The organism is Burkholderia sp. BCC1998 (assembly GCF_905339875.1).
In the GTDB taxonomy this organism is placed as follows: domain Bacteria; phylum Pseudomonadota; class Gammaproteobacteria; order Burkholderiales; family Burkholderiaceae; genus Burkholderia.
Window position 1 is genome coordinate 240,705 of record NZ_CAJPHE010000003.1, and the last position, 25,608, is coordinate 266,312.

Annotated in this window: 28 protein-coding genes and 1 pseudogene; 18 read left to right on the forward strand and 11 right to left on the reverse strand. The window is 68.4% G+C overall.

Annotation, left to right across the window (positions count from 1 at the left end; all coding sequences use genetic code 11):
- Window positions 1-135: 135 nt before the first annotated feature.
- Window positions 136-582, reverse strand: coding sequence for an SsrA-binding protein SmpB (gene smpB / locus U5A56_RS07240; protein WP_050012888.1), 447 nt, complete (start codon window positions 580-582; stop codon window positions 136-138).
- A gap of 98 nt (window positions 583-680) precedes the next feature.
- Here smpB and U5A56_RS07245 point away from each other — a divergent pair, with 98 nt between their 5' ends.
- The gene (locus U5A56_RS07245) at window positions 681-1,118 is read left to right on the forward strand and encodes a type II toxin-antitoxin system RatA family toxin (RefSeq protein WP_044843759.1); all 438 of its coding nucleotides are present in this window, start codon (window positions 681-683) and stop codon (window positions 1,116-1,118) included.
- A 4-nt stretch (window positions 1,119-1,122) separates the two neighbouring features.
- A complete protein-coding gene (locus U5A56_RS07250; protein WP_124520012.1) occupies window positions 1,123-1,446 on the forward strand; it encodes an RnfH family protein in 324 nt (107 codons plus the stop codon).
- 63 nt (window positions 1,447-1,509) lie between these two features.
- Here the strand turns inward: U5A56_RS07250 and U5A56_RS07255 are convergent, their stop codons facing one another.
- The 3 genes from U5A56_RS07255 to U5A56_RS07265 form a co-directional block, all read right to left on the reverse strand.
- Complete coding sequence (locus tag U5A56_RS07255; protein ID WP_321921593.1) at window positions 1,510-2,493, reverse strand: DMT family transporter; 984 nt, start codon at window positions 2,491-2,493, stop codon at window positions 1,510-1,512.
- Window positions 2,494-2,674: 181 nt separating this feature from the next.
- Window positions 2,675-3,358: a glutamine cyclotransferase gene (locus U5A56_RS07260; protein WP_321921595.1), complete on the reverse strand. Its 684-nt coding sequence runs from the start codon at window positions 3,356-3,358 to the stop codon at window positions 2,675-2,677.
- 30 nt (window positions 3,359-3,388) lie between these two features.
- The gene (locus U5A56_RS07265) at window positions 3,389-4,609 is read right to left on the reverse strand and encodes a helix-turn-helix domain-containing protein (protein ID WP_321921596.1); all 1,221 of its coding nucleotides are present in this window, start codon (window positions 4,607-4,609) and stop codon (window positions 3,389-3,391) included.
- A gap of 113 nt (window positions 4,610-4,722) precedes the next feature.
- On the opposite strand from U5A56_RS07265, the gene U5A56_RS07270 reads away from it, so the two are divergent.
- From U5A56_RS07270 to guaA, 5 genes are all read left to right on the forward strand, one after another.
- Window positions 4,723-5,487 (forward strand): DUF899 domain-containing protein, encoded by a 765-nt coding sequence (locus U5A56_RS07270; RefSeq protein ID WP_321921598.1) that lies wholly within the window; start codon window positions 4,723-4,725, stop codon window positions 5,485-5,487.
- Window positions 5,488-5,517: 30 nt separating this feature from the next.
- Entirely contained in the window at window positions 5,518-6,345 is an 828-nt protein-coding gene (locus U5A56_RS07275) for a DUF2182 domain-containing protein (protein WP_321921600.1), read from the forward strand.
- A 276-nt stretch (window positions 6,346-6,621) separates the two neighbouring features.
- On the forward strand, window positions 6,622-8,082 hold the full coding sequence (guaB, locus tag U5A56_RS07280; protein WP_059464274.1) for an IMP dehydrogenase: 1,461 nt from the start codon (window positions 6,622-6,624) through the stop codon (window positions 8,080-8,082).
- 7 nt (window positions 8,083-8,089) lie between these two features.
- On the forward strand, window positions 8,090-8,707 hold the full coding sequence (locus tag U5A56_RS07285; RefSeq protein WP_044843751.1) for a hypothetical protein: 618 nt from the start codon (window positions 8,090-8,092) through the stop codon (window positions 8,705-8,707).
- Between the two features lie 107 nt (window positions 8,708-8,814).
- Window positions 8,815-10,434: a glutamine-hydrolyzing GMP synthase gene (gene guaA, locus U5A56_RS07290; RefSeq protein ID WP_044843750.1), complete on the forward strand. Its 1,620-nt coding sequence runs from the start codon at window positions 8,815-8,817 to the stop codon at window positions 10,432-10,434.
- Window positions 10,435-10,660: 226 nt separating this feature from the next.
- Here guaA and U5A56_RS07295 read toward each other — a convergent pair whose 3' ends face one another.
- Complete coding sequence (locus U5A56_RS07295; protein ID WP_321800811.1) at window positions 10,661-11,314, reverse strand: DJ-1/PfpI family protein; 654 nt, start codon at window positions 11,312-11,314, stop codon at window positions 10,661-10,663.
- A 108-nt stretch (window positions 11,315-11,422) separates the two neighbouring features.
- On the opposite strand from U5A56_RS07295, the gene U5A56_RS07300 reads away from it, so the two are divergent.
- Window positions 11,423-11,977 (forward strand): helix-turn-helix domain-containing protein, encoded by a 555-nt coding sequence (locus U5A56_RS07300; RefSeq protein ID WP_321921603.1) that lies wholly within the window; start codon window positions 11,423-11,425, stop codon window positions 11,975-11,977.
- Between the two features lie 145 nt (window positions 11,978-12,122).
- Here U5A56_RS07300 and U5A56_RS07305 read toward each other — a convergent pair.
- The 6 genes and pseudogenes from U5A56_RS07305 to U5A56_RS07330 all read right to left on the reverse strand — a co-directional run.
- Window positions 12,123-12,434 (reverse strand): annotated as a pseudogene (locus U5A56_RS07305) (acetyltransferase); the annotation flags it as partial.
- Window positions 12,435-12,776 (reverse strand): gamma-butyrobetaine hydroxylase-like domain-containing protein, encoded by a 342-nt coding sequence (locus U5A56_RS07310; RefSeq protein WP_321921605.1) that lies wholly within the window; start codon window positions 12,774-12,776, stop codon window positions 12,435-12,437.
- Complete coding sequence (locus tag U5A56_RS07315) at window positions 12,773-13,735, reverse strand: HEAT repeat domain-containing protein (protein WP_321921607.1); 963 nt, start codon at window positions 13,733-13,735, stop codon at window positions 12,773-12,775. Before U5A56_RS07315 ends, U5A56_RS07310 begins: the two co-directional genes overlap by 4 nt.
- Window positions 13,736-13,773: 38 nt before the next feature.
- Window positions 13,774-14,019, reverse strand: coding sequence for a ferredoxin family protein (locus tag U5A56_RS07320; RefSeq protein ID WP_006755644.1), 246 nt, complete (start codon window positions 14,017-14,019; stop codon window positions 13,774-13,776).
- 17 nt (window positions 14,020-14,036) lie between these two features.
- Window positions 14,037-15,776 carry a fumarate reductase/succinate dehydrogenase flavoprotein subunit gene (locus U5A56_RS07325; RefSeq protein WP_321921610.1) on the reverse strand — a complete coding sequence of 580 codons (1,740 nt, stop codon included), beginning with the start codon at window positions 15,774-15,776 and terminating at the stop codon, window positions 14,037-14,039.
- Window positions 15,773-16,543, reverse strand: coding sequence for a GntR family transcriptional regulator (locus U5A56_RS07330; RefSeq protein ID WP_124666428.1), 771 nt, complete (start codon window positions 16,541-16,543; stop codon window positions 15,773-15,775). Before U5A56_RS07330 ends, U5A56_RS07325 begins: the two co-directional genes overlap by 4 nt.
- Before the next feature lie 334 nt (window positions 16,544-16,877).
- Here U5A56_RS07330 and U5A56_RS07335 point away from each other — a divergent pair, with 334 nt between their 5' ends.
- The 10 genes from U5A56_RS07335 (at window position 16,878) to U5A56_RS07380 (ending at window position 25,592) form a co-directional block, all read left to right on the forward strand.
- On the forward strand, window positions 16,878-17,279 hold the full coding sequence (locus U5A56_RS07335; RefSeq protein WP_044843744.1) for a DnaJ family domain-containing protein: 402 nt from the start codon (window positions 16,878-16,880) through the stop codon (window positions 17,277-17,279).
- A complete protein-coding gene (tadA, locus tag U5A56_RS07340; protein WP_052664610.1) occupies window positions 17,276-17,857 on the forward strand; it encodes a tRNA adenosine(34) deaminase TadA in 582 nt (193 codons plus the stop codon). The genes U5A56_RS07335 and tadA overlap by 4 nt, the downstream gene beginning before the upstream one ends.
- Window positions 17,858-17,964: 107 nt before the next feature.
- Entirely contained in the window at window positions 17,965-18,903 is a 939-nt protein-coding gene (gene ldcA / locus U5A56_RS07345) for a muramoyltetrapeptide carboxypeptidase (RefSeq protein WP_044843743.1), read from the forward strand.
- A 308-nt stretch (window positions 18,904-19,211) separates the two neighbouring features.
- Complete coding sequence (locus tag U5A56_RS07350) at window positions 19,212-19,916, forward strand: GntR family transcriptional regulator (RefSeq protein WP_321921613.1); 705 nt, start codon at window positions 19,212-19,214, stop codon at window positions 19,914-19,916.
- A gap of 149 nt (window positions 19,917-20,065) precedes the next feature.
- Window positions 20,066-21,550, forward strand: coding sequence for an NCS1 family nucleobase:cation symporter-1 (locus tag U5A56_RS07355; protein ID WP_124486209.1), 1,485 nt, complete (start codon window positions 20,066-20,068; stop codon window positions 21,548-21,550).
- 10 nt (window positions 21,551-21,560) lie between these two features.
- Window positions 21,561-22,385 carry an aspartate/glutamate racemase family protein gene (locus U5A56_RS07360; protein ID WP_321921615.1) on the forward strand — a complete coding sequence of 275 codons (825 nt, stop codon included), beginning with the start codon at window positions 21,561-21,563 and terminating at the stop codon, window positions 22,383-22,385.
- Between the two features lie 150 nt (window positions 22,386-22,535).
- A complete protein-coding gene (gene puuE / locus U5A56_RS07365) occupies window positions 22,536-23,489 on the forward strand; it encodes an allantoinase PuuE (RefSeq protein WP_124520036.1) in 954 nt (317 codons plus the stop codon).
- Window positions 23,486-24,007 carry a 2-oxo-4-hydroxy-4-carboxy-5-ureidoimidazoline decarboxylase gene (gene uraD, locus U5A56_RS07370; RefSeq protein WP_044843738.1) on the forward strand — a complete coding sequence of 174 codons (522 nt, stop codon included), beginning with the start codon at window positions 23,486-23,488 and terminating at the stop codon, window positions 24,005-24,007. The genes puuE and uraD overlap by 4 nt, the downstream gene beginning before the upstream one ends.
- 62 nt (window positions 24,008-24,069) lie before the next feature.
- Window positions 24,070-25,083, forward strand: coding sequence for an allantoicase (gene alc / locus U5A56_RS07375; RefSeq protein ID WP_321921617.1), 1,014 nt, complete (start codon window positions 24,070-24,072; stop codon window positions 25,081-25,083).
- Window positions 25,080-25,592 carry an ureidoglycolate lyase gene (locus tag U5A56_RS07380; RefSeq protein WP_321921619.1) on the forward strand — a complete coding sequence of 171 codons (513 nt, stop codon included), beginning with the start codon at window positions 25,080-25,082 and terminating at the stop codon, window positions 25,590-25,592. Before alc ends, U5A56_RS07380 begins: the two co-directional genes overlap by 4 nt.
- Window positions 25,593-25,608: the final 16 nt, after the last annotated feature.

Sequence of the window (25,608 nt, forward strand, 5' to 3'; positions counted from 1 at the left end):
CAGCGCAGGCTGCGCAGCGCTCGTCCCGGAAGGCGAGCGGCGGTCCGGCCGCTGCTCATGCGCTTCGCATCGCACACAGCAACACGGCCCGCTTCGAGCGGGCCGTGTCGTTTGCGAGGCTGGCTTTCCTGAGCGTCAGGTGCCGGCGCGCATGATGCGCGCCTTTTCGCGTTCCCAGTCGCGCTTCTTCTCGGTTTCGCGCTTGTCGTGCAGCTTCTTGCCCTTCGCGAGCGCGATGTCGCATTTCACGCGACCGCCCTTGTAGTGGAAGTTCAGCGGCACGAGCGTGTAGCCACGCTGCTCGACCTTGCCGATCAGTTTCTTGATTTCGTCACGGTGCAGCAGCAGCTTGCGCGTGCGGACCGGATCGGGCTTGATGTGCGTCGAGGCTTCGGGCAGCGGGCTGATGTGGGTACCGATCAGGAAGATCTCGGCGTTCTTCACCACGACGTAGCCTTCCTTGATCTGGCCGCGCCCGGCGCGCAGCGCCTTGACTTCCCAGCCCTCGAGCACGAGCCCCGCCTCGTAGCGTTCCTCGATGTGATAATCGAAGTGCGCTTTCCTGTTGTCGATGATGCTCATGAAAGGATCGGGCCAACTCGTTTAAAATCACGATTTTAGCAAAGCAGGGCGGGAATCGCCCGGCTTGCGTTCTCACCTTGAGCGATGCCGCGCGATTTATGGCAGATGTCCAGAAAACCGTATTGATCCGTCATTCGGCGGAACAGATGTTCGACCTCGTCACCGACGTGGCCGATTACCCCAATTTCCTGCCCTGGTGCGGCGGCGTCGAGATCCGCCGTCAGGACGACAGCGGGATGGAAGCGCGCATCGACATCAACTTCAAGGGCATCAAGCAGCATTTCGCGACGCGCAACACGCAGCAGCGCCCGACGCGGATCGACATGGAGTTCGCGGACGGCCCGTTCCGGAAGTTCACGGGCTCGTGGCGCTTCATCCCGCTGCGCGCCGATGCATGCAAGATCGAATTCGCGCTGCACTACGAGTTCTCGAGCATCCTGCTCGAGAAGATCATCGGGCCGGTGTTCAGCCATATCGCGAACACGTTCGTCGATTCGTTCGTCAAGCGCGCCGACCAGCGCTACGGGAAAGGGTGACGCGATGCTGTCGATCGAAGTCTGCTACGCGCTGCCGGATCGCCAGACGCTGATTCCGGTGTCGCTGCCCGAAGGCGCGACCGTGCGCGCGGCGATCGACGCGAGCGGCGTGCTCGCGCTGCACCCGGAAATCGACCTCGCGCACACGAAAACCGGCATATTCGGCAAGCTCGCGCCGCTCGACGCACCACTCGCCGACCACGACCGCGTCGAGATCTACCGCCCGTTGATCGTCGATCCGAAGCTCGCGCGTCAGCGGCGCGTCGACAAGACCCGCCGCGAGGGCTCCGTCGAGGGCCGCAAGTGGATGCACAAGGACGCGCGCTGACGCGTCGCGTCGGCGTCGCTGCATCTTCTCCGTTCCGATTCGTCAGACCACGCGCGGCGGCGCTCAGTGCGCCGTGACGTTCGCGTTCACGGCCGTGCTGCCGGGCGTGTTGCCGCCCGCATGCGTGTCGTTGTGCCGGCGCACCGACCCGTAGACGCCCGCCAGCAGCAGGGCGAGCGCCACGATCTCGAGTACGCGCGGCATCCGCTGATCGTAGACGAACGCATAGAGCATCGCGAACACGGTTTCGAAGACGATCAGCTGGCCGGACAGCGTGAGCGGCAGCCGCTTCGACGCCGCGTTCCACAGTCCGTTGCCGAGCCACGACGCGCCGATCGCAAGCACGAGGTTCAGCAGCCAGAACAGGTGCCAGCGCGATGCCGGAACGGCGGCCTGCACCGTGCCGGCCGGCAGCGCGAGGATCGCGAGCCAGCAGAGGCCGCCGATCAGCCCCGTCACGACACCCCACAGCACCGACCACTCGTTGCCGCCGAAATGAGGGTGGCGCTGCAGGTAGCGCGTGTTCGCGACCGCGTACCAGGTCCAGCTTGCGAGCGCGCCGCTTGCGCACGCGATGCCCGCGAGCTTCTGGCCGAGCGTCGTTGCCTGCGCGGCTTCCGACGTGAAGAGGTCGACGTTGATGCAGACGATGCCCGCGATCACCAGCGCGAGCGGGGCGGCGAGGCGCCGCAGCGGCATCGCGCCGTGGTCGCCGAGGCCCGCGAGCGTGACGGTCACGGGCAGCACGCCGACGATCAGCGAGCTGGGAGCGATGCCGATCAGGTGCACGGCCCCGGACAGCAGCATGTAGTACGCAACGTTGCCGATCAGCGCGAGCTTCGCGAGCGCGACGAGGTCATCGCGGGTCAGCCGGGCGAGCAGCGAGCGGGCGGCCGGCAGGGCCGCCGCCAGCGACACGAGGCCGTACATCGCATAGCGGCCCGCGCTCAGCAGCAGCGGAGAGAAGTCGGTCATCAGCCGCGGCACGAGAAAGACCATGCCCCACAACGCGCCCGCGAGGACGCCATACACCACACCGCGCTGCATCGACTGCTCCGAACGAAAGACTGACGAGCGCGCATCTTAACGACGGCGGCGCGACCGCGTCTTGTTCATTCCTGCACTCGGGAGCGGGGTGGGGCAGGGATCGGCTGCAAGCGCCGCCGCGCCCCGGTCCTGTTTAACCGGGGGCTGCGGCGGGTCGCGTTGCCCTTCTACGATCGACTGATCAGCGCTCGACCGGCTCGGCCGCCGCCGCACCGTCGCCCGCCGCGCGTGCCCGCGCGGGGCGGCGCACGGCGCGCAGCTTGCCGCTGCTGCCACCGCCGCAGTAGAAGAGGTCGCGGCCGTCGGACTCCAGCCCCGACACGCCGACGCCGGGCGGCATGTCGACCTGTTCGAGCACTTGCCCGCTGCGCGGGTCGATCCGCCGCAACGCGCTCTCGTCCGCTTCCCAGGTGCCGTGCCACAGCTCGCCGTCGACCCACGTCACGCCGGTGACGAAGCGGTTCGATTCGATCGTGCGCAGCACGGCGCCCGATTGCGGATCCACCTGGTGAATCTTGCGTTCGCGGTACTGGCCGACCCACAGCGTGCCTTCCGCCCAGGCCAGCCCCGAATCGGCGCCGCCGCCGGGCGCGGGGATCGTCGCGAGCACGCGGCCGGAGTCGGGATCGATCTTCTCGATACGGTCCTCGACGATCTGGAACAGGTGGCGCCCGTCGAACGCGGTGCCTGCGTGCGCGGCGACGTCGAGTGCGCGCACGGTCGTGCCGCGCTCCGGGTCGAGCGCGTTCAGCTTGTCGCCGGACGCGAACCACACGTGCCGCCCGTCGAACGTGACGCCGTGTACGCCGTCGACGCCCGGAAACGGGCCGTATTCGCGGAGGATGTCTGCGGGGGAGCGTTTCATGTTTGTCACCTCGTCGTTGGTATCCCCATCCTAGTCGCCCGGCAGCGGCGCGGGGAGTAACAAGGTCGTCGCGAATCCGGGCAGCGGCGGCGTCATCCAGCGGCGCGCGCGACCGCGGCCGACCGCCTGCACCTTGTCCGCTTCGGCGAGCGCATCGAGCGCGCGCTGCACGGTGCGCTGGTTTGCGCCGAGTGCGAGCGCCAGCGCGGAGCTCGACCACGCCTCGCCGTCCGCGAGCAGCGCGAGCACGGCCGCGTGGCGGTCGTCGACCGGACGCGCGAGCACGACGGCCTCGTGCGGGCCGAGCGGTTCGAGCGCGAAGCCGCTCGGCGTCGCAGTGATGTTCGCGAGCGGCCGCAGCACCGCGCGCAAGCGGCCGATCTCGACGCGCAGGCGGGCGCGATGCGATTCGTCCGCGTGTCTCGCGCGAAACGCCGCGGCGACGAGCGCGTTTCTCGACACGTCGCCGGGCCACGCCTCGCCCAGTGCGCGGGCGAGCACGAACAGCACCGGGCGGCGTGCGAGCGACACGGTCGTGCGCGCGTCGCGCACCGCGTGGCGGCATGCATCGACGACCAGCGCGTTCGATGCCAGCAGCGCCTCGACCTCGTCGAGCAGCACGAGCCGCGACGCACCGCGCGCGATGAGTCGCGCGGCCGGCGTGTCGAGCATGCGGGCGGCCGTATCGACTTCGGCCGTCAGCGCGGCGATGCCGGCGTCCCGTGCGGCCGCGCGCGCACGGGCGAGCGCCAGGCGCGCCGCGTGCGGGCGGATGCGGCGCATCGCGATGCCGGCCGCGATCAGTTCGTGAGCCGCGCGCGATGCGGCGGGCAGCGGTGCGGGATCGAGGCTCGCGAGCCGCTGTTCGGCATCCCCGACGTGCCCGATCAGCAGCAGCCGGCGCACGCCGAGATAGCGCGCATGCGCGGCGTTCGTGCGGTCGCCGTGTGCGTCGAGCGTCGCGCAGGCGGCGTCGAGGGCGCGCGACGGCCAGCCGAGGTCGCGTGACGCCAGCGCGATCTCGGCCTCCGCGACGACACAGCGCGCCCGCGCGACGGCTTCCTTCGCGCCGAACGCGCGAGCCGCGCTGCGCACGAGCGCGCGTGCGCGCTCGAAATCGCCGAGCTGGGCCATCGCGATCCCGCGCAACGCGAGCGCCGGTGCGTCGTCGCGCAACGCGACGCGGTTCAGCGCGCCGAGCGGGTCGCCCGCCGCGAGCGCCCGCGCGGCGGCCGTGATCAGCGAATCCATCCGAATCCCGACACAGTTGTCACTCCCTCCGGTTCGACGCCCGGTCCTAATCTAGCACCACGCACACGGCAGATGCGCCGTGCCCGGATATCCATCGAAAGGAGGAACCCGTAATGACGAACCATCTCACCGGAACGCGCGCCGAATGGCTGGCTGCGCGCCGCGCGCTGCTCGATGCGGAAAAGGCGCTGACCCGGCAGGGCGACGAACTCGCGCGGCGGCGCCAGGCGCTGCCGTGGGTGCGCGTCGACAAGGCCTACCGGTTCGACACCGAACGCGGCCCGGCGACGCTCGACGATCTGTTCGGCGGCCGTTCGCAACTGCTCGTCTATCACTTCATGTTCGGCCCCGACTACAAGGCCGGCTGCCCGTCGTGCTCGGCGCTCGCCGACGGCTTCGACGGTTTCGCGGTCCACCTCGCGAACCACGACGTGACGCTCGCGGCGGTGTCGCGCGCGCCGCTTGCGAAGCTGCTGGGATACCGGCAGCGGATGGGCTGGCACTTTCCGTGGGCGTCGTCGGACGGCGGCGAGTTCAACTTCGACTTCAACGTGTCGTTCACCGAAGCGCAGCAGCGCGCCGGCGACGTCGAATACAACTATGCGCGGGCCGGCCACGCGATGGACATGGACCCGCCGCCCGCCGCGCTCGCCCAGTTCGCGGCGACGTGCGGCACCGACGCCGCGACGTACGCGCGCGACCGGCCGGGGATGAGCGCGTTCGTGCGCGAGGACGGCATCGTCTATCACACGTACTCGACGTACGCGCGCGGGCTCGACGGGCTGTGGGGAATGTACCAGTGGCTCGATCGCGCGCCGCTCGGGCGCAACGAGACGGGCGTGTGGTGGCGCCGTCACGATGAGTACGCACGCGGTTGAGCGCGGCCCGGCGCGCCGCGGGAGCGGGCGATGAGCACGGCGACGAAACGGGCTGCGGCCGCTGCAGCGGGCGGCGGCCGGCGGGTGTTCGGCGCCGCGCTCGTCGCGGTATGGGCCGCCGCGATCTGGGCGATGCTCGCGCAGCACGCATCGATGGACGCGATGGGCGGCATGCCGATGGCCGGCGGCTGGACGCTGTCGGCCGGGTGGCTCAGGCCGTGCGGATGGCAGGCAGGGCGCGCGTTCGCCGCATTCGCCGGGATGTGGGGCGCGATGACGGTGACGATGATGCTGCCGGTGCTGGCGCCGGTGCTCTGGCGATATCGGCAACGTCTCGGCGCGGTGGGCGACGCGCGTGCGGCATGGTTCGTCGCGGTCGCGGGCGCCGCGTATTTCTCCGTGTGGATGGCGCTCGGCGCGCTGGTGTTTCCGGTCGGCACTGCCTGGGCGGCGGCCGCCGCGCGGCTGCCCGCGCTCGCCGCCACGGTGCCGTTCGCGGCTGGCGCGATCGTGCTCGGCGCGGGCGTGCTGCAGTTTTCCGGCTGGAAGGCGCGCCGGCTCGCTTGCTCCCGACATGCACCGGACGACGCATGCGCGCCGCGGGCGGCAGCCCGCGCCGCAGTCGCGTGGCGGTACGGCGTGCGTACCGCGCTACGGTGCGGCGCCTGCTGCGGGAACCTGATGGCCGTCGCACTGGCGGCCGGCATGATGGACCTGCGCGTGATGGCCGTCGTGACCGTGGCGGTCGCCGCCGAGCGGCTGGCGCCGGCTGGCGTTCGCGTCGCGCGGATCGTCGGCGGTGTCGCGATCGGCGCCGGCGCGGCGATGATCGCGTGGGCCGCGGCCGGGCTGGCCTAGCGGCGCCCGGGGCTGCCGGCGCGCGTCGAACGGGGCCGGCGCAGGCACCGTCGGCAGGTCCGGCGTCGTACGGCAACGGCGGGCGATCGGCCCGATTCCGGCCGGCTGCGCGAATGGGCCGATGCGGGGGTGAAACGAAAGGCGATCGAAAACGAACCGAACGGCGATCCGAACGATTCGGCCCCCGACTGCCGGGAAACGGCTAACCCGTTGTTCGTGTTGTGAAAATTCGCAGCGCTTCGCGTATAATTCGCTTTTGCGCCCATAGGATTTGCCATGCGTCTGATCCAAAAAGCACTCACTTTCGATGATGTGCTCCTCGTTCCCGCCTTTTCCGACGTTCTCCCGCGCGACACCAGCCTGAAGACCAAGCTGACCCGCAACATCTCCCTGAACATGCCGCTCGTGTCCGCCGCGATGGACACGGTCACCGAAGGTCGCCTCGCGATCGCGATGGCGCAGCAGGGTGGTGTGGGCATCGTCCACAAGAACCTCACGCCGGCCGAGCAGGCTCGCGAAGTCGCGAAGGTCAAGCGTTTCGAATCGGGCGTCGTGCGCGACCCGATCACGGTTCCGCCGCAGATGAAGGTGCGCGACGTGATCGCGCTGTCGCGTCAGCATGGCATCTCGGGCTTCCCGGTCGTCGAAGGCCCGCAGCTCGTCGGCATCGTCACGAACCGCGACCTGCGTTTCGAATCGCGCCTCGACGAACCGGTCAAGTCGATCATGACGCCGCGCGAGCGTCTCGTCACCGTCAAGGAAGGCACGCCGCTCGCCGAAGCGAAGGCGCTGATGCACAGCCACCGCCTCGAGCGCGTGCTGGTCGTCAACGACGCGTTCGAACTGCGCGGCCTGATGACCGTGAAGGACATCACGAAGCAGACCGAACACCCGGATGCGTGCAAGGACGAACACGGCAAGCTGCGCGCAGGCGCGGCGGTCGGCGTCGGCCCGGACAACGAAGAGCGCGTCGAGCTGCTGGTGCAGGCCGGCGTCGACGTGATCGTCGTCGATACCGCGCACGGCCACAGCAAGGGCGTGCTCGAGCGCGTGCGCTGGGTCAAGCAGAACTTTCCGCACGTCGAGGTGATCGGCGGCAACATCGCGACGGCCGCCGCCGCGAAGGCGCTCGTCGAATACGGCGCGGACGCGGTCAAGGTCGGTATCGGCCCGGGCTCGATCTGCACGACGCGGATCGTCGCGGGCGTCGGCGTGCCGCAGATCAGCGCGATCGCGAACGTCGCGGAAGCGCTGAAGGGCACCGGCGTGCCGTGCATCGCCGACGGCGGCGTGCGTTTCTCGGGCGACGTGTCGAAGGCCCTCGCGGCCGGCGCGAACGCGGTGATGATGGGCAGCATGTTCGCGGGTACCGAAGAGGCGCCGGGCGACGTGTTCCTGTACCAGGGCCGCCAGTACAAGTCGTACCGCGGCATGGGTTCGGTCGGCGCGATGAAGGACGGCGCGGCGGACCGCTACTTCCAGGACAACTCGGCGAACATCGACAAGCTCGTGCCGGAAGGCATCGAGGGCCGCGTCGCGTACAAGGGTTCGGTCAACGCGATCCTGTTCCAGCTGGTCGGCGGCGTGCGCGCGAGCATGGGCTACTGCGGCTGCCGCACGATCGACGAACTGCACGACAAGGCCGAATTCGTCCAGATCACCGCGGCGGGCATGCGCGAGTCGCACGTGCACGACGTGCAGATCACGAAGGAAGCACCGAACTACCACGTGGACTGATCCGCCGATGAAACCGCTGCTGCGAGCCGTGCTGATCGTCGATGCCGTGCTGCTGCTGGCGTTCGGCGTGCTGTTCGTGCTGACGCCCTGGCAGGCGCTGTTCAACGCGCTGCAGCTGGCGAACATCCAGCCGGCGATGCTCGGCCAGGCGTTCGGCATCGCGCTGCTCGGCCTCGCGTGGCTCGCGTTTCATGCGGCGCTCAACGGCGATCTCACGGCGCCCGTCGCACGTGCGGTCGGCCATGTGAACTGGCTGATCGGCGTGCTGGCGGTCGTGTGGTCGTTCGGCACCGGCAACGGTCCCGCGCTCGCGGCCGCCGGCCGCGTGCTGTCGGCGATGGCCGGGGTCGCGCTGATCTTGCTGGGCCTCGGCGGCGTGCGGCTGGCATCGACCGTGCGGCGGCGCGAGAAGGCGGAAAGGGTGGAGCGGGCGCAGGCGCCCGACGCCCGGGACGCGAAGCGCCCGGCCGAACCGGCGGTGGCCTCTGCGCCGCGGCAGCGGGTCGAACCGGTCGTCAGCCGTCCGGCGGCGCCCTCGGCGCCGGCCGCGGCCACCACGTCGGCCGCATCCGACCGCGCGTCAGGCAGCGTCGCATTCGACGCCCGCCCGCCGTTGCAGGATTGACCGGCGATGCGTCGCGCGAGCCGCCTGCCGCCCGACGCCGCTGTCCATGCTTTTGACGCAGCGCTTCGTGCGCTGCTTTTCTTATTCTCTTCATCCCGTCCGCAGCCATGCACGACAAAATCCTGATTCTCGACTTCGGTTCGCAAGTCACCCAACTGATCGCGCGCCGCGTGCGCGAAGCGCACGTCTACTGCGAAATCCACCCGAACGACGTGTCCGACGACTTCGTCCGCGAGTTCGCGCCGAAGGCGGTGATCCTGTCGGGCAGCCACGCGAGCACGTACGAAGACCACCAGCTGCGCGCGCCGCAGGCCGTGTGGGATCTCGGCGTGCCGGTGCTCGGCATTTGCTACGGCATGCAGACGATGGCCGTGCAGCTCGGCGGGAAGGTCGAGTGGAGCGACCATCGCGAATTCGGCTATGCGGAAATGCGCGCGCACGGCCATACGCGCCTGCTCGATGGCATCGAGGATTTCAAGACGGACGAAGGCCACGGGATGCTGAAGGTCTGGATGAGCCACGGCGACAAGGTTGCCGAGCTGCCGCCGGGCTTCGCGCTGATGGCGTCGACGCCGAGCTGCCCGATCGCCGGCATGGCCGACGAGGCGCGCGGCTACTACGCGGTGCAGTTCCACCCGGAAGTCACGCACACGGTGAAGGGCCGCCAGATCATCGAACGCTTCGTGCTGCAGATCGCCGGCGCGAAGCCCGACTGGATCATGAAGAACCACATCGAGGAAGCAGTCGCGAAGATTCGCGAGCAGGTCGGTGACGAGGAAGTGATTCTCGGCCTGTCGGGCGGCGTCGATTCGAGCGTCGCGGCCGCGCTGATCCACCGCGCGATCGGCGACCAGCTGACCTGCGTGTTCGTCGACCACGGTCTGCTGCGCCTGAACGAAGGCCAGATGGTGCTCGACATGTTCGAGGGCCGCCTGCATGCGAAGGTCGTGCACGTCGACGCATCCGAGCAGTTCCTCGGCCACTTGGCCGGCGTGACCGATCCGGAAGCGAAGCGCAAGATCATCGGCCGCGAGTTCGTCGAGGTGTTCCAGGCCGAGGCGAAGAAGCTGTCGAAGGCGAAGTGGCTCGCGCAAGGCACGATCTACCCGGACGTGGTCGAGTCGGGCGGCACGAAGACGAAGAAGGCGACGACGATCAAGAGCCACCACAACGTCGGCGGCCTGCCGGAAACGCTCGGCCTGAAGCTGCTCGAGCCGCTGCGCGACCTGTTCAAGGACGAAGTGCGCGAACTCGGCGTCGCGCTCGGCCTGCCGCCGGAGATGGTGTACCGCCATCCGTTCCCGGGCCCGGGCCTCGGCGTGCGGATTCTCGGCGAAGTGAAGCGCGAATACGCGGACCTGCTGCGTCGCGCGGATGCGATCTTCATCGAGGAGTTGCGCGGCACGACCGCCACCGCGCAGGACGCGGCGGCGGGCCTGTGCGGCGAGGCCGACGTCGGCAAGACCTGGTACGACCTGACGAGCCAGGCGTTCGCGGTGTTCCTGCCGGTGAAGTCGGTCGGCGTGATGGGCGATGGCCGCACGTACGACTACGTGACGTCGCTGCGCGCGGTGCAGACCACCGACTTCATGACCGCGCACTGGGCGCACCTGCCGTACGCGCTGCTCGGCCGTGCGTCGAACCGGATCATCAACGAGGTGCGCGGGATCAACCGCGTGGTGTACGACATCTCGGGCAAGCCGCCGGCGACGATCGAGTGGGAGTGAGCGTCGGCGTCGAGGCGTGCCTCGATGACCCTCGATGACCGATAGCGGCATCGGATGATGCGCAACGCCCGGCAGGGGAACCTGCCGGGCGTTGTCGTTTGTGCGGTTGGCGGCCGTGATTCGATGGTCGCCGGTGCGCAGCGTTTTCCTTGCCTGCATGCCGGGTCCGGGCGCGGAGGTGCGGGACAGCCCGGCCGCTACAAGCGACGCGCCTGCATGTCGCGCGCTAGGGCAGCCGACGACCGCCGGCATCGATCATCCTGATCGAGCCCGAAGTCTGCCCCTCTCCTTGTCGAATGCTGAATTCGATGATGTCCTCGTAGAGTTCCTGTTGTCCGGCGGGCAGGACCGGCAGCAACGTCTCGCGCCGCTTGTCCGCATCGAACATCGATTCCACGAGCCATCCCGTCAGATAGAGCGCCGCCACGCAGCCGCCCGCCGTCGCAACATTGCCGTGGCACACGAGCGGCTGGTCCGGCACATGCAGCCCGCGATCCGTCAGCCCGTGTCGCGCGTCGGGGTGCGTCGTTGCGCGACGGTCCGGCAAAAGCCCGAGCCGCTCCAGGACGAAAGCGCCCGCGCAGATCGATCCGATGTATTGGCGCGCCGGATCGAGATCGAACGACGGCAGGAAATCCGGGCTCGCGAGCGCGGCCGGGATGCCCAGCCTGCCGCTCGAGAACAGCACGGCGTCGGCGCGATTGGCTTCCTCGAGCGGGCCGTGCACGGGGATGGCCAGACCATGCGCGGAACGCAGCAGCGGCTGCGCGCCGAGAATCCGGACACGCCAGTCCGCGGTGTTGCGGCCGAGGATGTCCCACATCAGGAACAGGTCGATGTCGGTGAACTGGTCGAATGCGACGAGAGCGATGTCTTTCAACGTGAACTCCGTGAGTCGTGGCGCCTTGCCGGAAGCGGTGGCGGCCGTGATAGAGTTCGCAGCCTATCTGCCCATGCCGCGCCATACACAGCCTGTATGGCGATACCGATGCGCACATTGACTCGAAACGACTGGATCGCCGCGGGCTTCGACGCCCTCGACGGGGAAGGGTATGCGGGGATTTCGGCCGAGCGTCTCGCACGACGGCTGAACGTGACCCGCGGCTCGTTCCATCACCACTTCCGGAATCGGGAGGACTTCGTCAGGACGTTGCTGACCGCGTGGGAGGACGATTACACCGCACGCATGCTCGCCTACGCGGCGGACGGCCGCGGCGCGGGCGACACGCTGACGCGCTACCTGCGCATCGCGGCGGAGAAGCGACCGGGGCGCGAAGTGGCGATCCGCGCCTGGGCAATGCAGGACGCGCTGGTCGCGGAATTCCAGCAGCGCGTCGATGCCACGCGTCTCGCATTCGCGCTCGAGACGTCCCGTCGGTGGGTCCCCATGCCGGGCGAAGCCGAGATCGTCGGGCAGGTCGCGCACCTGTGTCTGATCGGCGGCCAGCAGGCCGGACTGCGGCGCGATGCCGAGCGGTTCAACCACTTCATGCAGCGTGCGTTCGCGTTCGCCGAGCGCATGCTGCCACGCCGACGCGCGTAGCGGTGCGATGCCCGCGATGCCCGTGCTGCACGGATGGCTCGCGTATCGCAGAGCAGAAGGCGGGCGGGTGCTCCGTTGTAGCGTCGGTGGAAAGCGCGGCTTTCGATGCAGCGCAAGGCGACGTCACGCGCTGTCCCGATCCTGCTCAGTCTTGTCCGCCACTACGATAACGAAGATGAATCAGCGGATAAGGCCGCCCTTGTCCATCGAGCGCCGATCGCTCGCAGCGCTCGAATCCGAGCCGTTCGTAGAATCCCGCCGCCGCTTCGTTCTGCTCGTTGACGTCGGTCGACAGGTCGGGATGGCGTCCGAGGGCCGCTTCGACCAGCCGCCGCCCGACGCCCGCGCCATGGTGAGCGGGATCGACGAACAGTGCTTCCATGTGACTGCCGTCGAGCAGCATGAAGTCGACCGGACGATCGTGCTCGTCGACGGCCAGATCGAGCTTCGCCGACGGTCAGTTCGCGGGATGGCCGGATGCGGGCACGTCGGGCGCTGCGGCGCCCGCATCCGTCTCGTATGCGCCGAGTTCCGCCAGAAACGCCCACGGATAGATGCCGCGCGCGTGACCGTCGCCGAACAGCAGGCGGATGCCGTAGCCGGCCGCTTCCACGCCGTCCAGCGTCTGGTCGGGTGGCGCGTCGACCTGCCCGCCATCGAGTCGGATCTTCCGGCATGCGGCGCACGGGCAAGCGCTGCGCAAGCGCGCATAGCCGATGCGCTGCGTGTCGCCGTCCGGCCAGCACAGCGTCAATGCGCGGGCCGCATGATCGAGCAGGATCTCGGTCGGCGGCGTCATCGTGCATCTTCCCCGATCTGCGCGATCGCGATCCGCACGGCCTTGCGTACTTCGGGATCGCGATCGTCGAGCGCGTCGTGCAGCGCGGGCAGCGTCGCAGGATCGCGCAGTTCGCCGAGCGCGAGCGCGGCCTCCTTGCGCAGGTTGCTGATCGCGTGCGACAGCAGCGCGGCGACGGCCTGCGCCGCGGCGGCGTCGCGCAATTGCCCGAGTGCGCGCACCGCACGCAAGCGCACCTGCCAGTAATCGTCGTCGAGCGCGGCGACGAGCGGTGCGCGCGCGGCCGCGACACGCAGCTTGCCGAGCGTCGCGGCCGCCTCCTCGCGGACCTGCCATTCGGCGTCGCGCAGCGCCGCGAGCAAGGCGGTGACGACGGCCGTGTCGGCGGACGCCGCGAATCCGACCGCGCCGACCGCGATACGCCGTACGTCCGCATGCGTGTCGGTCGTGGCGATGCGTGCGAGCGGCGCCAGCGCGCGGGCGTCCTTGAGCCAGCCGAGCACGGCGACGGCCTCGGCGCGCACGGCCGACGCCGGCGCGTCGAGTGCGCGCAGCGCCGGCGCGAACGCGTCGGGGTCGCGCAGTTCACGCAGCGCGCGCAGCACGGCGCCGCGCACGAAGGGTTCGGCGTGCTCGACCCAGCGGCACAGCGCGGCGCCGGATGCGACGTCCTTCAGTTCGGACAGGCTGTGTGCGGCGGTCGCGCGCACGTCGTCGTCCGGATCGAGCAGCGCGCGGCACAGCGCGTCGACGACGTCGGGCTGCTCCCAGGCGGCGAGCATGCGCGCGGCTTCGCCGCGCACGTCGGCGGACGGATCGTCGCGCAGCGCGGCTACGAAGATCGGCACGAGATCGGGATCCTCGAGATCGGCGAGTTCGAGCAGCGCGATCCGGCGCACCGATGCATCGGGTGCGGCAACGCGCGCGACGAGCGCGGCATGGTCGGAAGCAGGGTTCATGTGTCGTGAGTCCGGTAGTGGGGAAGCGGCGCGCCACGTCAGCGCAACAGGTACGGGATGTCGACCTTGACCGCGCCGGTCGGGCAGTCGCGTTCGCACGGCATGCAGTACCAGCATTCGTCGAACTGCATGTAGGCCTTGCCCTTGGTCACGTCGATCGCGAGCAGGTCGAGCGGGCACACGTCGACGCAGACGGTGCAGCCCTTGTCGGCGATGCAGCGGTCCTCGTCGATCGTCACGGGCGCGCTGCTGCGCAGGAAGATGTCGTGCGGGGTATGGGGCACGGTAAGGCTCCTCGGAGTCAGAGGGCGGCCGCGTGTGCGGCCGGTTCGCGGATGCGCAGGTGCGCGTAGGCGCTGCGTTCGTCGTCGGCGAGCGGCACGACGTAGGGTTCGACCGGTCGTTTCTCGCTGCGCATCGTGCCGTCGGCACCCTTGCGCAGCCACGTGTGGCAGAACCACTCGGCATCGTTGCGATGCGGAAAGTCGACGCGATGGTGGTACAGCCCCCAGCGGCTCTCGGTGCGGAACAGCGACGCGCGCGCGGCCATTTCGGCGCAGTCGCGGATCGCGCGCACTTCGGCCGCGCGCATCAGTTCATGAGGGTGGCTCGCCTTGATTTCTTCGATATCCTCAGTAATGCCGTCAAAACGTTGCAGCCCGATTTCCATCTTGCGCGTCACCTTCGGCGGTTGCAGGTAATCGTTCACCATGCGGCGCAGCTTGTATTCGACCTGCGCCGGCGCGAGGCCGCGCTCGCGCGTGAGCGGCGCAAGCACGCGGGCGCGTTCGGCGGCGACCTGTTCGTCGTCCACCGGCGCGTGAGCGCGACCGGCCACGTAGTCGGCCGCGTTCTGTCCGGCGAACCAGCCGTAGGTGAATGCGCCGAGCATGTAGTTGTGCGGGACCGCCGCCATGTCGCCGGCCGCGTAGAGCCCCGGCACGGTCGTTTCCGCGCGGGCGTTCACATAGACGCCGGATGCGCTGTGGCCGCTGCAGAAGCCGATCTCGGAGATGTGCATCTCGACCATCTGGCGCCGGTAGTCGGTGCCGCGCCCCGCGTGAAAGCGGCCGCGGCTCGGCCGCTCGTTGGTGTGCAGGATCTGCTCGATGGTCTGGATCGTTTCCTCCGCGAGATGGTCGAGCTTCAGGAACACCGGGCCGTTGCCGCTTTGCAGTTCCTGGTAGAACTCCCACATCATCTGGCCGCTCCAGTAGTCGCACTCGATGAAGCGCTCGCCCTTGCCGTTCGCGGTGAAGCCGCCGAGCGGGCCCGTCACGTATGCGCAGGCCGGGCCGTTGTAGTCCTTGATCAGCGGATTGATCTGGAAGCACTCGAGGTTCGCGAGCGCCGCGCCCGCGTGGTACGCCATCGCGTAGCCGTCGCCCGCATTGGTCGGGTTCTCGTACGTGCCCATCAAGTAGCCGGACGCCGGCAGCCCGAGCCGGCCGGCCGCGCCGCAGCACAGGATCACGGCCTTCGCGCGGATCACGTGGAACTCGGCCGTGCGGCAGTCGAAGCCGAGCACGCCGCTCGCGCGGCCCTGCGCGTCGGTCAGCACGCGCGTCGCGACGATCCGGTTCGTGATCGCGATGCGCGCGCGCTTCAGCTGCCGGTACAGCACCTTCTTGATGTCGTGGCCTTCCGGCATCGGCAGCACGTACGAACCCATGTGGTGGACCTTCTTCACCGCGTAGTCACCGGTGCCGTCCTTCTCGAACTTCACGCCCCAGCGGTCGAGCTGCTCGATCGTCGCAAAGCTGTGCGTCGCATACGCGTACACGGCTTCCTGATCGACGATCCCGTCGTTGGCGATCGTGATCTCGCGCGTGTACTGCTCAGGTGTCGCGTGGCCCGGGATCACCGCGTTGTTCAGCCCGTCCATCCCCATCGAGATCGCGCCGCTGCGCTTCACGTTGGCCTTCTCCAGCAGCAGCACGCGCAGCGACGGGTCGCGCTCCTTCGCCTTGATCGCCGCCATCGGGCCGGCCGTGCCGCCGCCGACCACGACGATGTCGTATTCGAGTACATGGGTGTTCATTGAGGATTCCTTGCAGGTTGGCGGGTCTTCTGCCGGTCGATGCGCAGCCGGTACTGGAAGGCGTCGCCGCGGAAGTACAGGTGTTCGTAGTCGATCGGCGTGCCCGACGCGTCGTGCGTCAGGCGCTCGATCCGCAGCACGGGGCTGCTTTCCTCGACGCGCAGCGCGTCGACGATTTCATCGTCGGCGAGGATCGCGTCGATCGATACGTCGGCGTGGCCGAGCGGTACGCCGCAGTCGTTCTCGAGGATCAGGAAGATGTCGCGGGTCGCGAGATCGGCGCCGGCGAGCCGCTTGCCGAGCGCCTCGGGCACCCACGTCTGCTCGAGCGACACCGGCTCGCGGTTCAGCAGCCGGACGCGGTGGATCTCGACGAGCGGCGCGCCTTCCGGCACGTTCAGCTTCGTCGCGAGGTGCCGATCGGCCTTCACGGTGCGAAAGCTGCGCAGCTGGTTGACGATCTCGTAGCCCATCGACGACATCGCCTCGGCGAAGCCCTGCAGCGACGTCACGTTCTGGAACGCCTTCGGCTTCGACACGAACGTGCCCTTGCCGTGCAGCTTGAACAGCAGGCCTTCCTTCTGCAGGTCGCCGAGTGCCTGGCGCACCGTGATGCGGCTCACGTCGAACATCGCGCAGAGTTCATGCTCGGACGGCATCCGGCTGTGTGGTGCATAGGTGCCGTCGAGGATGCGCGTGCGCAGCGTGTCCTTGATCTGCACGTAGAGCGGCGCCGCCGACAGCGGCACGACGTTGGGTGGGGTCATCGTTCAACTTGTTATGACAAGACGGCTCGAGTGTAGTGAGCGCGCTCGCGCGTCCCAACCAACTATTTCTGATTTCGACTTTCCGATTCCGGAAAAGCGGGGCGGCGGCGACCCGCGCGAAAATAAAAAAGCGGGGCCCGGCATGAACCGCGCAAACGGCGCCGAATCCGCGCGGAGCCTGCTGCGGCGCAGCACAGCGGCAAGTCGCGGCGATCGGCACGCATGCGCGCCGATTCGGCCCCTAAAAACACAATATCGAGCATGCGTTCGAAGGGCCTGTCATACGCACGTCACCCTGCTAGAATTCGGCTGCCGCATTTGTTCCGATTGACTGATGAGATTGCTTGACGCACTGGTCGAACAACGCATTGCCGCCGCCGCCGCGCGGGGCGAGTTCGACGATTTGCCGGGTACCGGCGCGCCGCAGGCGCTGGATGACGACCTGCTCGTACCCGAGGAGGTGCGGGTGGCCAACCGTATCCTGAAGAATGCGGGCTTCGTGCCGCCGGCCGTCGAGCAACTGCGCGCGCTGCGCAACCTGCAGGACGAACTGCAGGCGGTCAGCGACCGCGCCGCGCGCTGCCGGCTGCAGGCGAAGATCCTCGCCCTCGACATGGCGCTCGAATCGCTGCGCGGCGGCCCGATGGTGATGCCGCGCGACTATTGCCGGCGCATCGCGGAACGTCTGTGCGAGCGCGGGCTCGACGACGCGCCCGCCGAAGCGGGGCCGATGTGAGCGCCGACGCGTTGCCCGACGCGGCAGCCGGACCGGCTGTCGTTCCCGATGCTCCTGTTCCCGAAGCCGCGCCGGTGTCGGCGCGCGACCTGCATTTCATGCGGCTCGCGCAAGCTGCCGCCGAAGAGGCGCGCGCGGCCGGCGAAGTGCCGGTCGGCGCGGTGCTCGTGCGCGGCGACGAAGTGATCGCACGCGGCTTCAACCATCCGATCGGCGGGCACGATCCGTCGGCCCACGCGGAAATGGCCGCGCTGCGCATGGCCGCGCAGCATCTGCAGAATTACCGGATGCCCGGCTGCGAGCTGTACGTGACGCTCGAGCCGTGCCTGATGTGCGCGGGCGCGATCATGCACGCGCGCATCGCGCGGGTCGTCTACGGCGCCGCCGACCCGAAGACGGGCGCGTGCGGCAGCGTGATCGACGCGTTCGCGAATCCGCAACTCAATCACCATACCGACGTGACCGGCGGCGTGCTCGCCGACGAGTGCGGCGCCGCGCTGAAATCGTTCTTCGCGGAGCGCCGTCGCGCGCTGCGGGAAGCACGGCTTGCCCGCGACGCCGCATCCGGCGCGTCGTAGCGCGCCCGCCGTGCCTGTCGCCCGGAGCGGGGCGGGCCGCGTAGTTCCGTGAACCGGAGACGGTTCGGACCCTCTAAGCAGGTTTGACGATCCCGATATCTTTCGCCATGTCCTTCCAGCCCGCCGCGTCCTACACCATCCGCCTGCTGGCGCCGTCCGGTTATCCGCACGACCCCGATGCGATCAACCGCGCGCTCGAGCGCCTGAGCGGCGCGCAGCAGCGCATCGAGAACATCGAGGCGACGCAGCGTCGCTTTCAGCGCTTCGGCGGCACCGACGGCGAGCGGGCCGGCGACCTGAACCGTCTCGCGGATCCGGAGCGCGCGCTGCCGGATATCGCGCTCGCGGTGCGCGGCGGCTACGGCGCCGCGCGCATCCTGCACGGGCTCGACTATCGCGGGCTCGAGCGTAGGCTGCGCGACCAGCCGATCGCGCTCGTCGGCCACAGCGACTTCACCGCGATCCAGCTCGCGCTGTACGCGAAGGCGCGCATCAAGACCTTCGGCGGCCCGATGCTGTCGGCCGACTTCGGCGCGGAAACGCCGAGCGATTTCACGATGCAGCACTTCTGGCGGACGCTGTCGCAGCCGACCACGACGATCGTCACCGAGGCGCCGCAAGTGCAGACCGTGAACGTGACGGGCACGCTGTGGGGCGGCAACCTCGCGATCCTCACGTCGCTCGTCGGCACGCCGTACATGCCCGACATCGAGGGCGGCATCCTGTTCATCGAGGACGTGAACGAGCAGCCGTTCCGGATCGAACGGATGATCTACCAACTGCATCTGTCGGGGCTGCTCGCGCGCCAGCAGGCGCTCGTGCTCGGCCAGTTCACGGGCGCGCGGCCGTTCGAGTACGACAACGGCTACGACATGCAGGCGATGATCGACCAGGTGCGCTCGGTGGTCGGCATTCCGGTCGTCACGGGGCTGCAGTTCGGTCACGTGCCCGACCTGCTGACGCTGCCGTTCGGCGCGCAGGCGCAGCTCGTCGCGAATGCGCACGGTTTCCGCCTCACGCTGTCGGACTATCCGCATCTCGGCTGAGGCGGGCGCGGACCATCGAAAGGCGGGGCTTCCCGCCTTTTTCTTTAAGTAAATGTGCAACTAACGGTCGGAAATTTTCATCGCCGCCGATCGGGTTGGTGTCGTGGCACGCACCATTTTTGTCAACAAAATGGCCGGGAGGGTATACACCGTGAGCCGCCATGGGCAAGCGCGAGAGGCTTGTCGTGCCTGGATATCGGGCGCAGCGCACCGCTCTGGCACAGGCCGATGCACACCGATTGTGCGCATTCTCCGAAAAGAATTGTTGACAATCTTTATGTCCGTCCTAGGATGAGGACCATCACACGATGCAGAACATGAACGACTCCGCTACCCATCCGTCCGGCGCCGCCGGTCCCGAAGCGATCGCCGAGCGGATCCGCACCGCGATCCTCGAGCATCGGCTCGCGCCCGGCGCGAAGCTGACGGAGGCGCAGCTCTGCGACGTGTTCGGCGTGAAGCGCGGGACGATCCGCCAGGCGCTTTCGCAGCTCGCGGCCGACAAGCTGGTCGATCTCGAGCCGAACCGCGGTGCGTTCGTCGCGAGCCCGACGCTGCAGGATGTGCACGAGGTGTTCGAGATGCGCCGGATCATCGAGCTGGCCGTCGTCGAGCGGCTCGCGACGGGGCCGGGCGCGAAGCGGTTGAAGGGCGTCGCCGCGCTGATCGACAGGGAACGCAAGGCGTTCGAGCGGCACGACTTCGCGGCGTGGATCCGCCTGTCGGGCGAATTCCATACGGCGCTCGCGGCGCTGACGGGCAACGCGACGCTCTGCGAGTGCCTCGACGGGCTCGTCGCACGCTCGACGCTGATGTCGGCGCTGTACGAATCGCACGGGCGCAGCCCGTGCTCGTGCGACGACCATGACGAGATCCTGACCGCGCTGGAAGCGGGCGATTCGAAGCGGGCGGTGACGCTGATGGCGCACCACCTGCAGCATGTCGAACTGAAGATGCTGGACCGGCCCGCGCAAGGGCAGGTCGATTTGCGCGAAGTGTTCGGCGGCGCCTGAGCGGCGACGCGAACCCGGCCGCGCGCCACACGACGAGAGCAATGCAGGCCGGCGGTTCGCGCCGCCGGCCGCCAGTCCGACTCCGGACGACGATCCGGAGCGATATCGATGACGGTGGAGCGGCTGCCAGGCCGCGTCAAGGAGAAGTCATGGCTCAGTTCAGTGTGGCGCACGACAGTGCGTATCCGGCGGAAGAAGGCGGCGAGGGCGGCGGCCCCGTGTTGCCGGACGGCTACAGCGAACGTTTGTACAACGAAGATTTGGCACCACTAAAGAATCAGACGTGGGGCTCGTACAACATCTTCGCGTTCTGGATGTCGGACGTGCACAGCGTCGGCGGCTACGTGTTCGCGGGCAGCCTGTTCGCGCTCGGGCTGACGAGCTGGCAGGTGCTGATCGCGCTGATCGTCGGCATCACGATCGTGAACCGGCTGTGCAACCTGATCGCGCGGCCGAGCCAGCAGATCGGCGTGCCGTATCCGGTCGCGTGCCGCGCGACCTTCGGCGTGCTCGGCGCGAACGTGCCGGCCGTGATCCGCGGGCTGATCGCGATCGCGTGGTACGGCATCCAGACCTATCTCGCGTCCAGCGCACTCGTGATCGTCGTGCTGAAGTTCTTTCCGCAATGGCTGCCGTACGCGGACGTCCATCGCTACGGCTTCCTCGGGCTGTCGGCGGTCGGCTGGGCCGGCTTCATGCTGCTGTGGGTGCTGCAGGCGCTCGTGTTCTGGAACGGGATGGAGACGATCAAGAAGTTCATCGACTTCGCGGGCCCGGCCGTCTACGTCGTGATGTTCATCCTGGCCGGCTACATGGTGTGGCGCGCGGGCTGGCGCAACATCGGCCTCAACCTCGGCGGCGTCAAGTATCACGGCGCGGAAGTGATTCCGGTGATGATCACGGCCGTGTCGCTCGTCGTGTCGTACTTCTCCGGGCCGATGCTCAATTTCGGCGACTTCTCGCGCTATTGCCGCTCGTTCGGCGACGTGAAGCGCGGCAACTTCTGGGGGCTGCCGGTCAACTTCCTCGCGTTCTCGCTCGTCACGGTGATCACCACCGCCGCGACGCTGCCGGTGTTCGGTGAACTGATCACCGATCCCGTCGAGACGGTCGGCCGCATCGACCATCCGACCGCGGTGATCCTCGGCGCGCTGACCTTCACGATCGCGACGATCGGCATCAACATCGTCGCGAACTTCGTGTCGCCCGCGTTCGACTTCTCGAACGTCGCGCCGCGGCTGATCAGCTGGCGCGCGGGCGGGATGCTCGCGGCCGTCGCGTCGATCTTCATCACGCCGTGGAACCTGTTCAACAACCCGGCCGTGATCCACTACACGCTCGACGTGCTCGGCGCGTTCATCGGCCCGCTGTACGGCGTGCTGATCGCCGACTTCTACCTCGTCAAGCGCGGCCGGCTCGTGCGCGACGACCTGTACACGATGTCGGAGCGCGGCACCTACTGGTACACCGGCGGCGTGAACCGCCGCGCGCTCGCCGCGCTGCTGCCGGCCGCGGTGATCGCCGTCGTCTGCGTGATGGTGCCGGGCTGGCAGGCCGCCGCGAACTTCTCGTGGTTCATCGGCGCGGGGCTCGGCTTCGTGTTCTACCGGCTGCTCGCGAGCACGAAGGCCTGAGGAGCGCGCGATGAAGATCAAGCTGATCAATCCGAACACGACGCAGCGGATGACCGACGCGATGGGCCGCTGCGCGCGCGAAGTCGCGGCGGCAGGCACTGAGATCATCGCGGTGAGCCCGCCGATGGGGCCGCCGTCGATCGAAGGCTATTACGACGAAGCACTCGCGACGCCCGGGCTGCTCGCCGAGATCGCGCAGGGCGAGCGTGACGGCTGCGATGCGTACGTGATCGCGTGTTTCGGCGACCCGGGCCTGTATGCGGCGCGCGAACTCGCGCGCGGGCCGGTGATCGGGATCGCCGAGGCGGCGATGCACGCGGCGAGCGTGCTCGCGCCGGGCTTCTCGGTCGTCACGACGCTCGCGCGCACTTGCGGGATGGCATGGCATCTCGCCGAGCGCTACGGGATGAAGCGGTTCTGCCGCAACGTGCGGGCGATCGACGTCGCGGTGCTCGAACTCGACCGGCCCGGTTCGGCCGCGCGGCGGATCATCGTCGACGAATGCCGGCGCGCGCTCGACGAGGACGGTGCCGACGCGATCGTCCTCGGCTGTGCCGGGATGGCCGAATTCGCGCACGAGATCGAGCAGCAGATCGGCGCGCCGGTCGTGGAAGGTGTCACGGCAGCCGTCAAGTGGGCCGAGGCGCTCGTCGCGCTGCGCCTCGCGACCGCGAAGCGCGGCGACTATGCGCGGCCGCTGCCGAAGCGCTACGACGGCGAATTCGCCCATTTCAGCCCGCCGGAGGGCGCGCCGGCCGCCGCCGCGGCGCGCAGCGGGAGCGCCGCACCGGAACCGGTCCCGCCTTTGCCGCAACCGCACATACACGCCGTCTGACCTGCACTATCTGCGCCGCTGTATGGGCGCGTATGAACCTTTTCGCTACACTGGGCCGTCATCGCATCGGCCCGTGCGGCCGGCCTCCGGCACCCGCGCGGGTCGATGCGAACCCATTATTTCAGCACGCTTTCGCGGCACTTCGAACCCATGTCACTCGATCCCAACTATCCTCGCGACCTGATCGGCTACGGCCGCCATCCCGTGCAGGCGAACTGGCCCGGGCGCGCCCGCGTCGCCGTGCAATTCGTCCTGAACTACGAGGAGGGCGGCGAGAATTGCGTGCTGCACGGCGATCCGGGCTCCGAGCAGTTCCTGTCCGAAATCGTCGGCGCGGCCGCCTATCCGGACCGCCACATGAGCATGGAGTCGATCTACGAGTACGGTTCGCGTGCGGGCGTGTGGCGCATCCTGCGCGAATTCGAGAAGCGCGGGCTGCCGCTGACGGTGTTCGGTGTCGGCATGGCGATCGAGCGTCATCCGGAACTCGCGCGTGCCTTTGTCGAGCTCGGCCATGAGATCGCGTGCCACGGCTGGCGCTGGATCCACTACCAGAGCATGACGCCCGAGCTCGAGGCCGAGCACATGCGCCTCGGGATGGAAGCGATCGAGCGCGTGACGGGCGAGCGTCCGCTCGGCTGGTACACCGGCCGCGACAGCCCGAACACGCACCGCCTCGTCGCGGAATACGGCGGCTTCCTGTACGACTCCGACAACTACGGCGACGACCTGCCGTTCTGGATGGATGTCGAGGTGTCGGGCGGCAGCACGTCGCCGCAGCTGATCGTTCCGTACACGCTCGATACGAACGACATGCGCTTCGCGACGCCGCAGGGCTTCAACACCGGCGACCACTTCTTCGAGTACCTGCGCGACGCGTTCGACGTGCTTTACGCGGAGGGCGACGACGCGCCGAAGATGCTGTCGATCGGCATGCACTGCCGGCTGCTCGGCCGGCCGGGGCGTTTCCGCGGGCTGCAGCGTTTCCTCGATCACATCGAGAAGCACGATCGCGTATGGGTGACGCGGCGTGTCGATATCGCGCGTCATTGGCGCGAACATCATCCGTACCAGCCCAGTCATCGAAACGAAGGGAAAGCATGAAGGCGATGCGTTACACGTTGGAGCAACTGAACACGATGGCGCCGAGCGCATTCGTCGCGGCGCTGTCGGGGATCTTCGAACATTCGCCGTGGGTGGCCGAGGTCGCCGCGGGCAAGCGGCCGTTCGCGAGCATCGACGCGCTGCACGAGACGATGTCGAACGCGGTGGAGACGGGCGGCGAAGTCCGCCAGCTCGCACTGATCAATGCCCACCCGGAGCTGGCCGGCAAGGCTGCCGTGCGCGGCGAGCTGACGGCCGAGTCGACGCGCGAGCAGAGCGGCGCGGGTCTCGACCAGTGCACGCAGGAAGAGTTCGACAAGCTGCTGACGCTGAACCGCACGTATCGCGAGAAGTTCGGTTTCCCGTTCATCCTCGCGGTGCGCGGCTATGACCGGCACGGCATCATCGCGAACTTCGAGTCGCGCGTGAATCATTCGCGCACCGAGGAGCTGCGTGCGAGCCTCGACCAGATCTACCGGATCGCGCGCTTTCGCCTCGACGACCTGATCGACGCCTGACACCTCACGACGGCCTGCTGCGTCGCAGCGGCCTGATCGCATCACTGAAACAAGGAAACATCATGGCTGTTCCGCTTCTCGATCCCGACGCACCCGACTTCACGCGGCGCTACGTGAACCTCGGCGACCCGCGTCTCGGTGCGCAGGCGCTCGAGGCCAGCGACGACTTCTTCGCGCCGAAGGAGCGGATGCTGAACCCCGAGCCGGCGGTGTTCATCCCCGGCAAGTACGACGACCACGGCAAGTGGATGGACGGCTGGGAGACGCGTCGCAAGCGCACGACGGGCTACGACTGGTGCATCGTCAAGCTCGCGCGTCCGGGCGTGATCAAGGGCTTCGACATCGACACGAGCCACTTCACCGGCAACTTCCCGCCGGCCGCGTCGATCGAGGCCGCGTACGTGGCCGACGGCGCGCCGACGCACGCGACCGAATGGGTCGAAATCGTGCCGTCGACGACGCTGCAAGGCAACAGCCACCACTACGTCGCGGCGAGCGACGCGCGCACGTTCACGCACCTGCGCGTGAACATCTATCCGGACGGCGGCATCGCGCGCCTGCGCGTGTACGGCCAGTCGCAGCTCGATTGGGCCGGCGCCAGCGCGACCGAGCAGTTCGACCTCGCGGCGATGGAGAACGGCGGTTACGTGGTGGCGGCGAACAACCAGCACTTCGGCGTTGCGTCGAACCTGCTGCTGCCGGGCCGCGGCGTGAACATGGGCGATGGTTGGGAAACCCGCCGTCGCCGCGAGCCGGGCAACGACTGGGCGATCATCGCGCTCGCGCAGCCGGGCGCGATCCGCAAGATCGAAGTCGATACCGCGTTCTTCAAGGGCAACTATCCGGACCGCTGCTCGATCCAGGCCGCGTACGTGTCGGGCGGTACCGACAGCTCGCTGATCACGCAGTCGATGTTCTGGCCGGTGCTGCTCGGCGAACAGAAGCTGCAGATGGACAAGCAGCACTATTTCGAACACGAGATCGCATCGCTGGGCCCGGTGACCCACGTGCGCCTGAACATCATTCCGGACGGCGGCGTATCGCGCCTGCGTCTGTGGGGGACGCTCGACAAATGAAGACGCTCGCAATCGAACCGCTGACCAAGGAAGCCTTCGCGGCGTTCGGCGACGTGATCGAAACCGAAGGCGCGAAGCAGATTCCGATCAATCTCGGCACGACGATCCGCTTTCACGATCTTGCGAAGGTCGACGTGAGCGACGAAGAAGGCCGCACGCTCGTCAACCTGTTCCGCGGCCAGCCGCGCACGCTGCCGTTCGAGGTGAAGATGCTCGAGCGCCATCCGCTCGGCAGCCAGGCGTTCGTGCCGCTGAACGACCAGCCGTATCTTGTCGTCGTCGCGCCGGCCGGCGATCTCGATCCGTCGAAGATCCGCGCGTTCGTGACGAGCGGCTGGCAGGGCGTCAATTATGCGAAGGGCGTGTGGCATCACCCGCTGATCGCGCTGGGCGGCGTCAGCGACTTCATCGTCGTCGATCGCGGCGGCGACGGGCTGAACCTGAACGAGCAGGACCTGCAGGAATCGCTGTGGCTCACCGAGGACGCGCTGGATGCGCTGACGGCCTGAGTCGCCGGCGTACTCG

Coding starts and splice junctions, on each gene's coding strand:
- U5A56_RS07350 (WP_321921613.1), top strand. CDS start 19,212: ATGCAGAACATGAACGACTCCGCTACCCATCCGTCCGGCGCCGCCGGT.
- U5A56_RS07325 (WP_321921610.1), bottom strand. CDS start 15,776: ATGAACACCCATGTACTCGAATACGACATCGTCGTGGTCGGCGGCGGC.
- U5A56_RS07245 (WP_044843759.1), top strand. CDS start 681: ATGGCAGATGTCCAGAAAACCGTATTGATCCGTCATTCGGCGGAACAG.
- alc (WP_321921617.1), top strand. CDS start 24,070: ATGGCTGTTCCGCTTCTCGATCCCGACGCACCCGACTTCACGCGGCGC.
- U5A56_RS07300 (WP_321921603.1), top strand. CDS start 11,423: ATGCGCACATTGACTCGAAACGACTGGATCGCCGCGGGCTTCGACGCC.
- guaA (WP_044843750.1), top strand. CDS start 8,815: ATGCACGACAAAATCCTGATTCTCGACTTCGGTTCGCAAGTCACCCAA.
- U5A56_RS07260 (WP_321921595.1), bottom strand. CDS start 3,358: ATGAAACGCTCCCCCGCAGACATCCTCCGCGAATACGGCCCGTTTCCG.
- ldcA (WP_044843743.1), top strand. CDS start 17,965: ATGTCCTTCCAGCCCGCCGCGTCCTACACCATCCGCCTGCTGGCGCCG.
- U5A56_RS07255 (WP_321921593.1), bottom strand. CDS start 2,493: ATGCAGCGCGGTGTGGTGTATGGCGTCCTCGCGGGCGCGTTGTGGGGC.
- U5A56_RS07360 (WP_321921615.1), top strand. CDS start 21,561: ATGAAGATCAAGCTGATCAATCCGAACACGACGCAGCGGATGACCGAC.
- U5A56_RS07285 (WP_044843751.1), top strand. CDS start 8,090: ATGAAACCGCTGCTGCGAGCCGTGCTGATCGTCGATGCCGTGCTGCTG.
- U5A56_RS07335 (WP_044843744.1), top strand. CDS start 16,878: ATGAGATTGCTTGACGCACTGGTCGAACAACGCATTGCCGCCGCCGCC.
- U5A56_RS07355 (WP_124486209.1), top strand. CDS start 20,066: ATGGCTCAGTTCAGTGTGGCGCACGACAGTGCGTATCCGGCGGAAGAA.
- U5A56_RS07265 (WP_321921596.1), bottom strand. CDS start 4,609: ATGGATTCGCTGATCACGGCCGCCGCGCGGGCGCTCGCGGCGGGCGAC.
- puuE (WP_124520036.1), top strand. CDS start 22,536: ATGTCACTCGATCCCAACTATCCTCGCGACCTGATCGGCTACGGCCGC.
- U5A56_RS07250 (WP_124520012.1), top strand. CDS start 1,123: ATGCTGTCGATCGAAGTCTGCTACGCGCTGCCGGATCGCCAGACGCTG.
- smpB (WP_050012888.1), bottom strand. CDS start 582: ATGAGCATCATCGACAACAGGAAAGCGCACTTCGATTATCACATCGAG.
- U5A56_RS07275 (WP_321921600.1), top strand. CDS start 5,518: ATGAGCACGGCGACGAAACGGGCTGCGGCCGCTGCAGCGGGCGGCGGC.
- U5A56_RS07315 (WP_321921607.1), bottom strand. CDS start 13,735: ATGAACCCTGCTTCCGACCATGCCGCGCTCGTCGCGCGCGTTGCCGCA.
- U5A56_RS07380 (WP_321921619.1), top strand. CDS start 25,080: ATGAAGACGCTCGCAATCGAACCGCTGACCAAGGAAGCCTTCGCGGCG.
- U5A56_RS07310 (WP_321921605.1), bottom strand. CDS start 12,776: ATGACGCCGCCGACCGAGATCCTGCTCGATCATGCGGCCCGCGCATTG.
- uraD (WP_044843738.1), top strand. CDS start 23,486: ATGAAGGCGATGCGTTACACGTTGGAGCAACTGAACACGATGGCGCCG.
- U5A56_RS07270 (WP_321921598.1), top strand. CDS start 4,723: ATGACGAACCATCTCACCGGAACGCGCGCCGAATGGCTGGCTGCGCGC.
- guaB (WP_059464274.1), top strand. CDS start 6,622: ATGCGTCTGATCCAAAAAGCACTCACTTTCGATGATGTGCTCCTCGTT.
- U5A56_RS07330 (WP_124666428.1), bottom strand. CDS start 16,543: ATGACCCCACCCAACGTCGTGCCGCTGTCGGCGGCGCCGCTCTACGTG.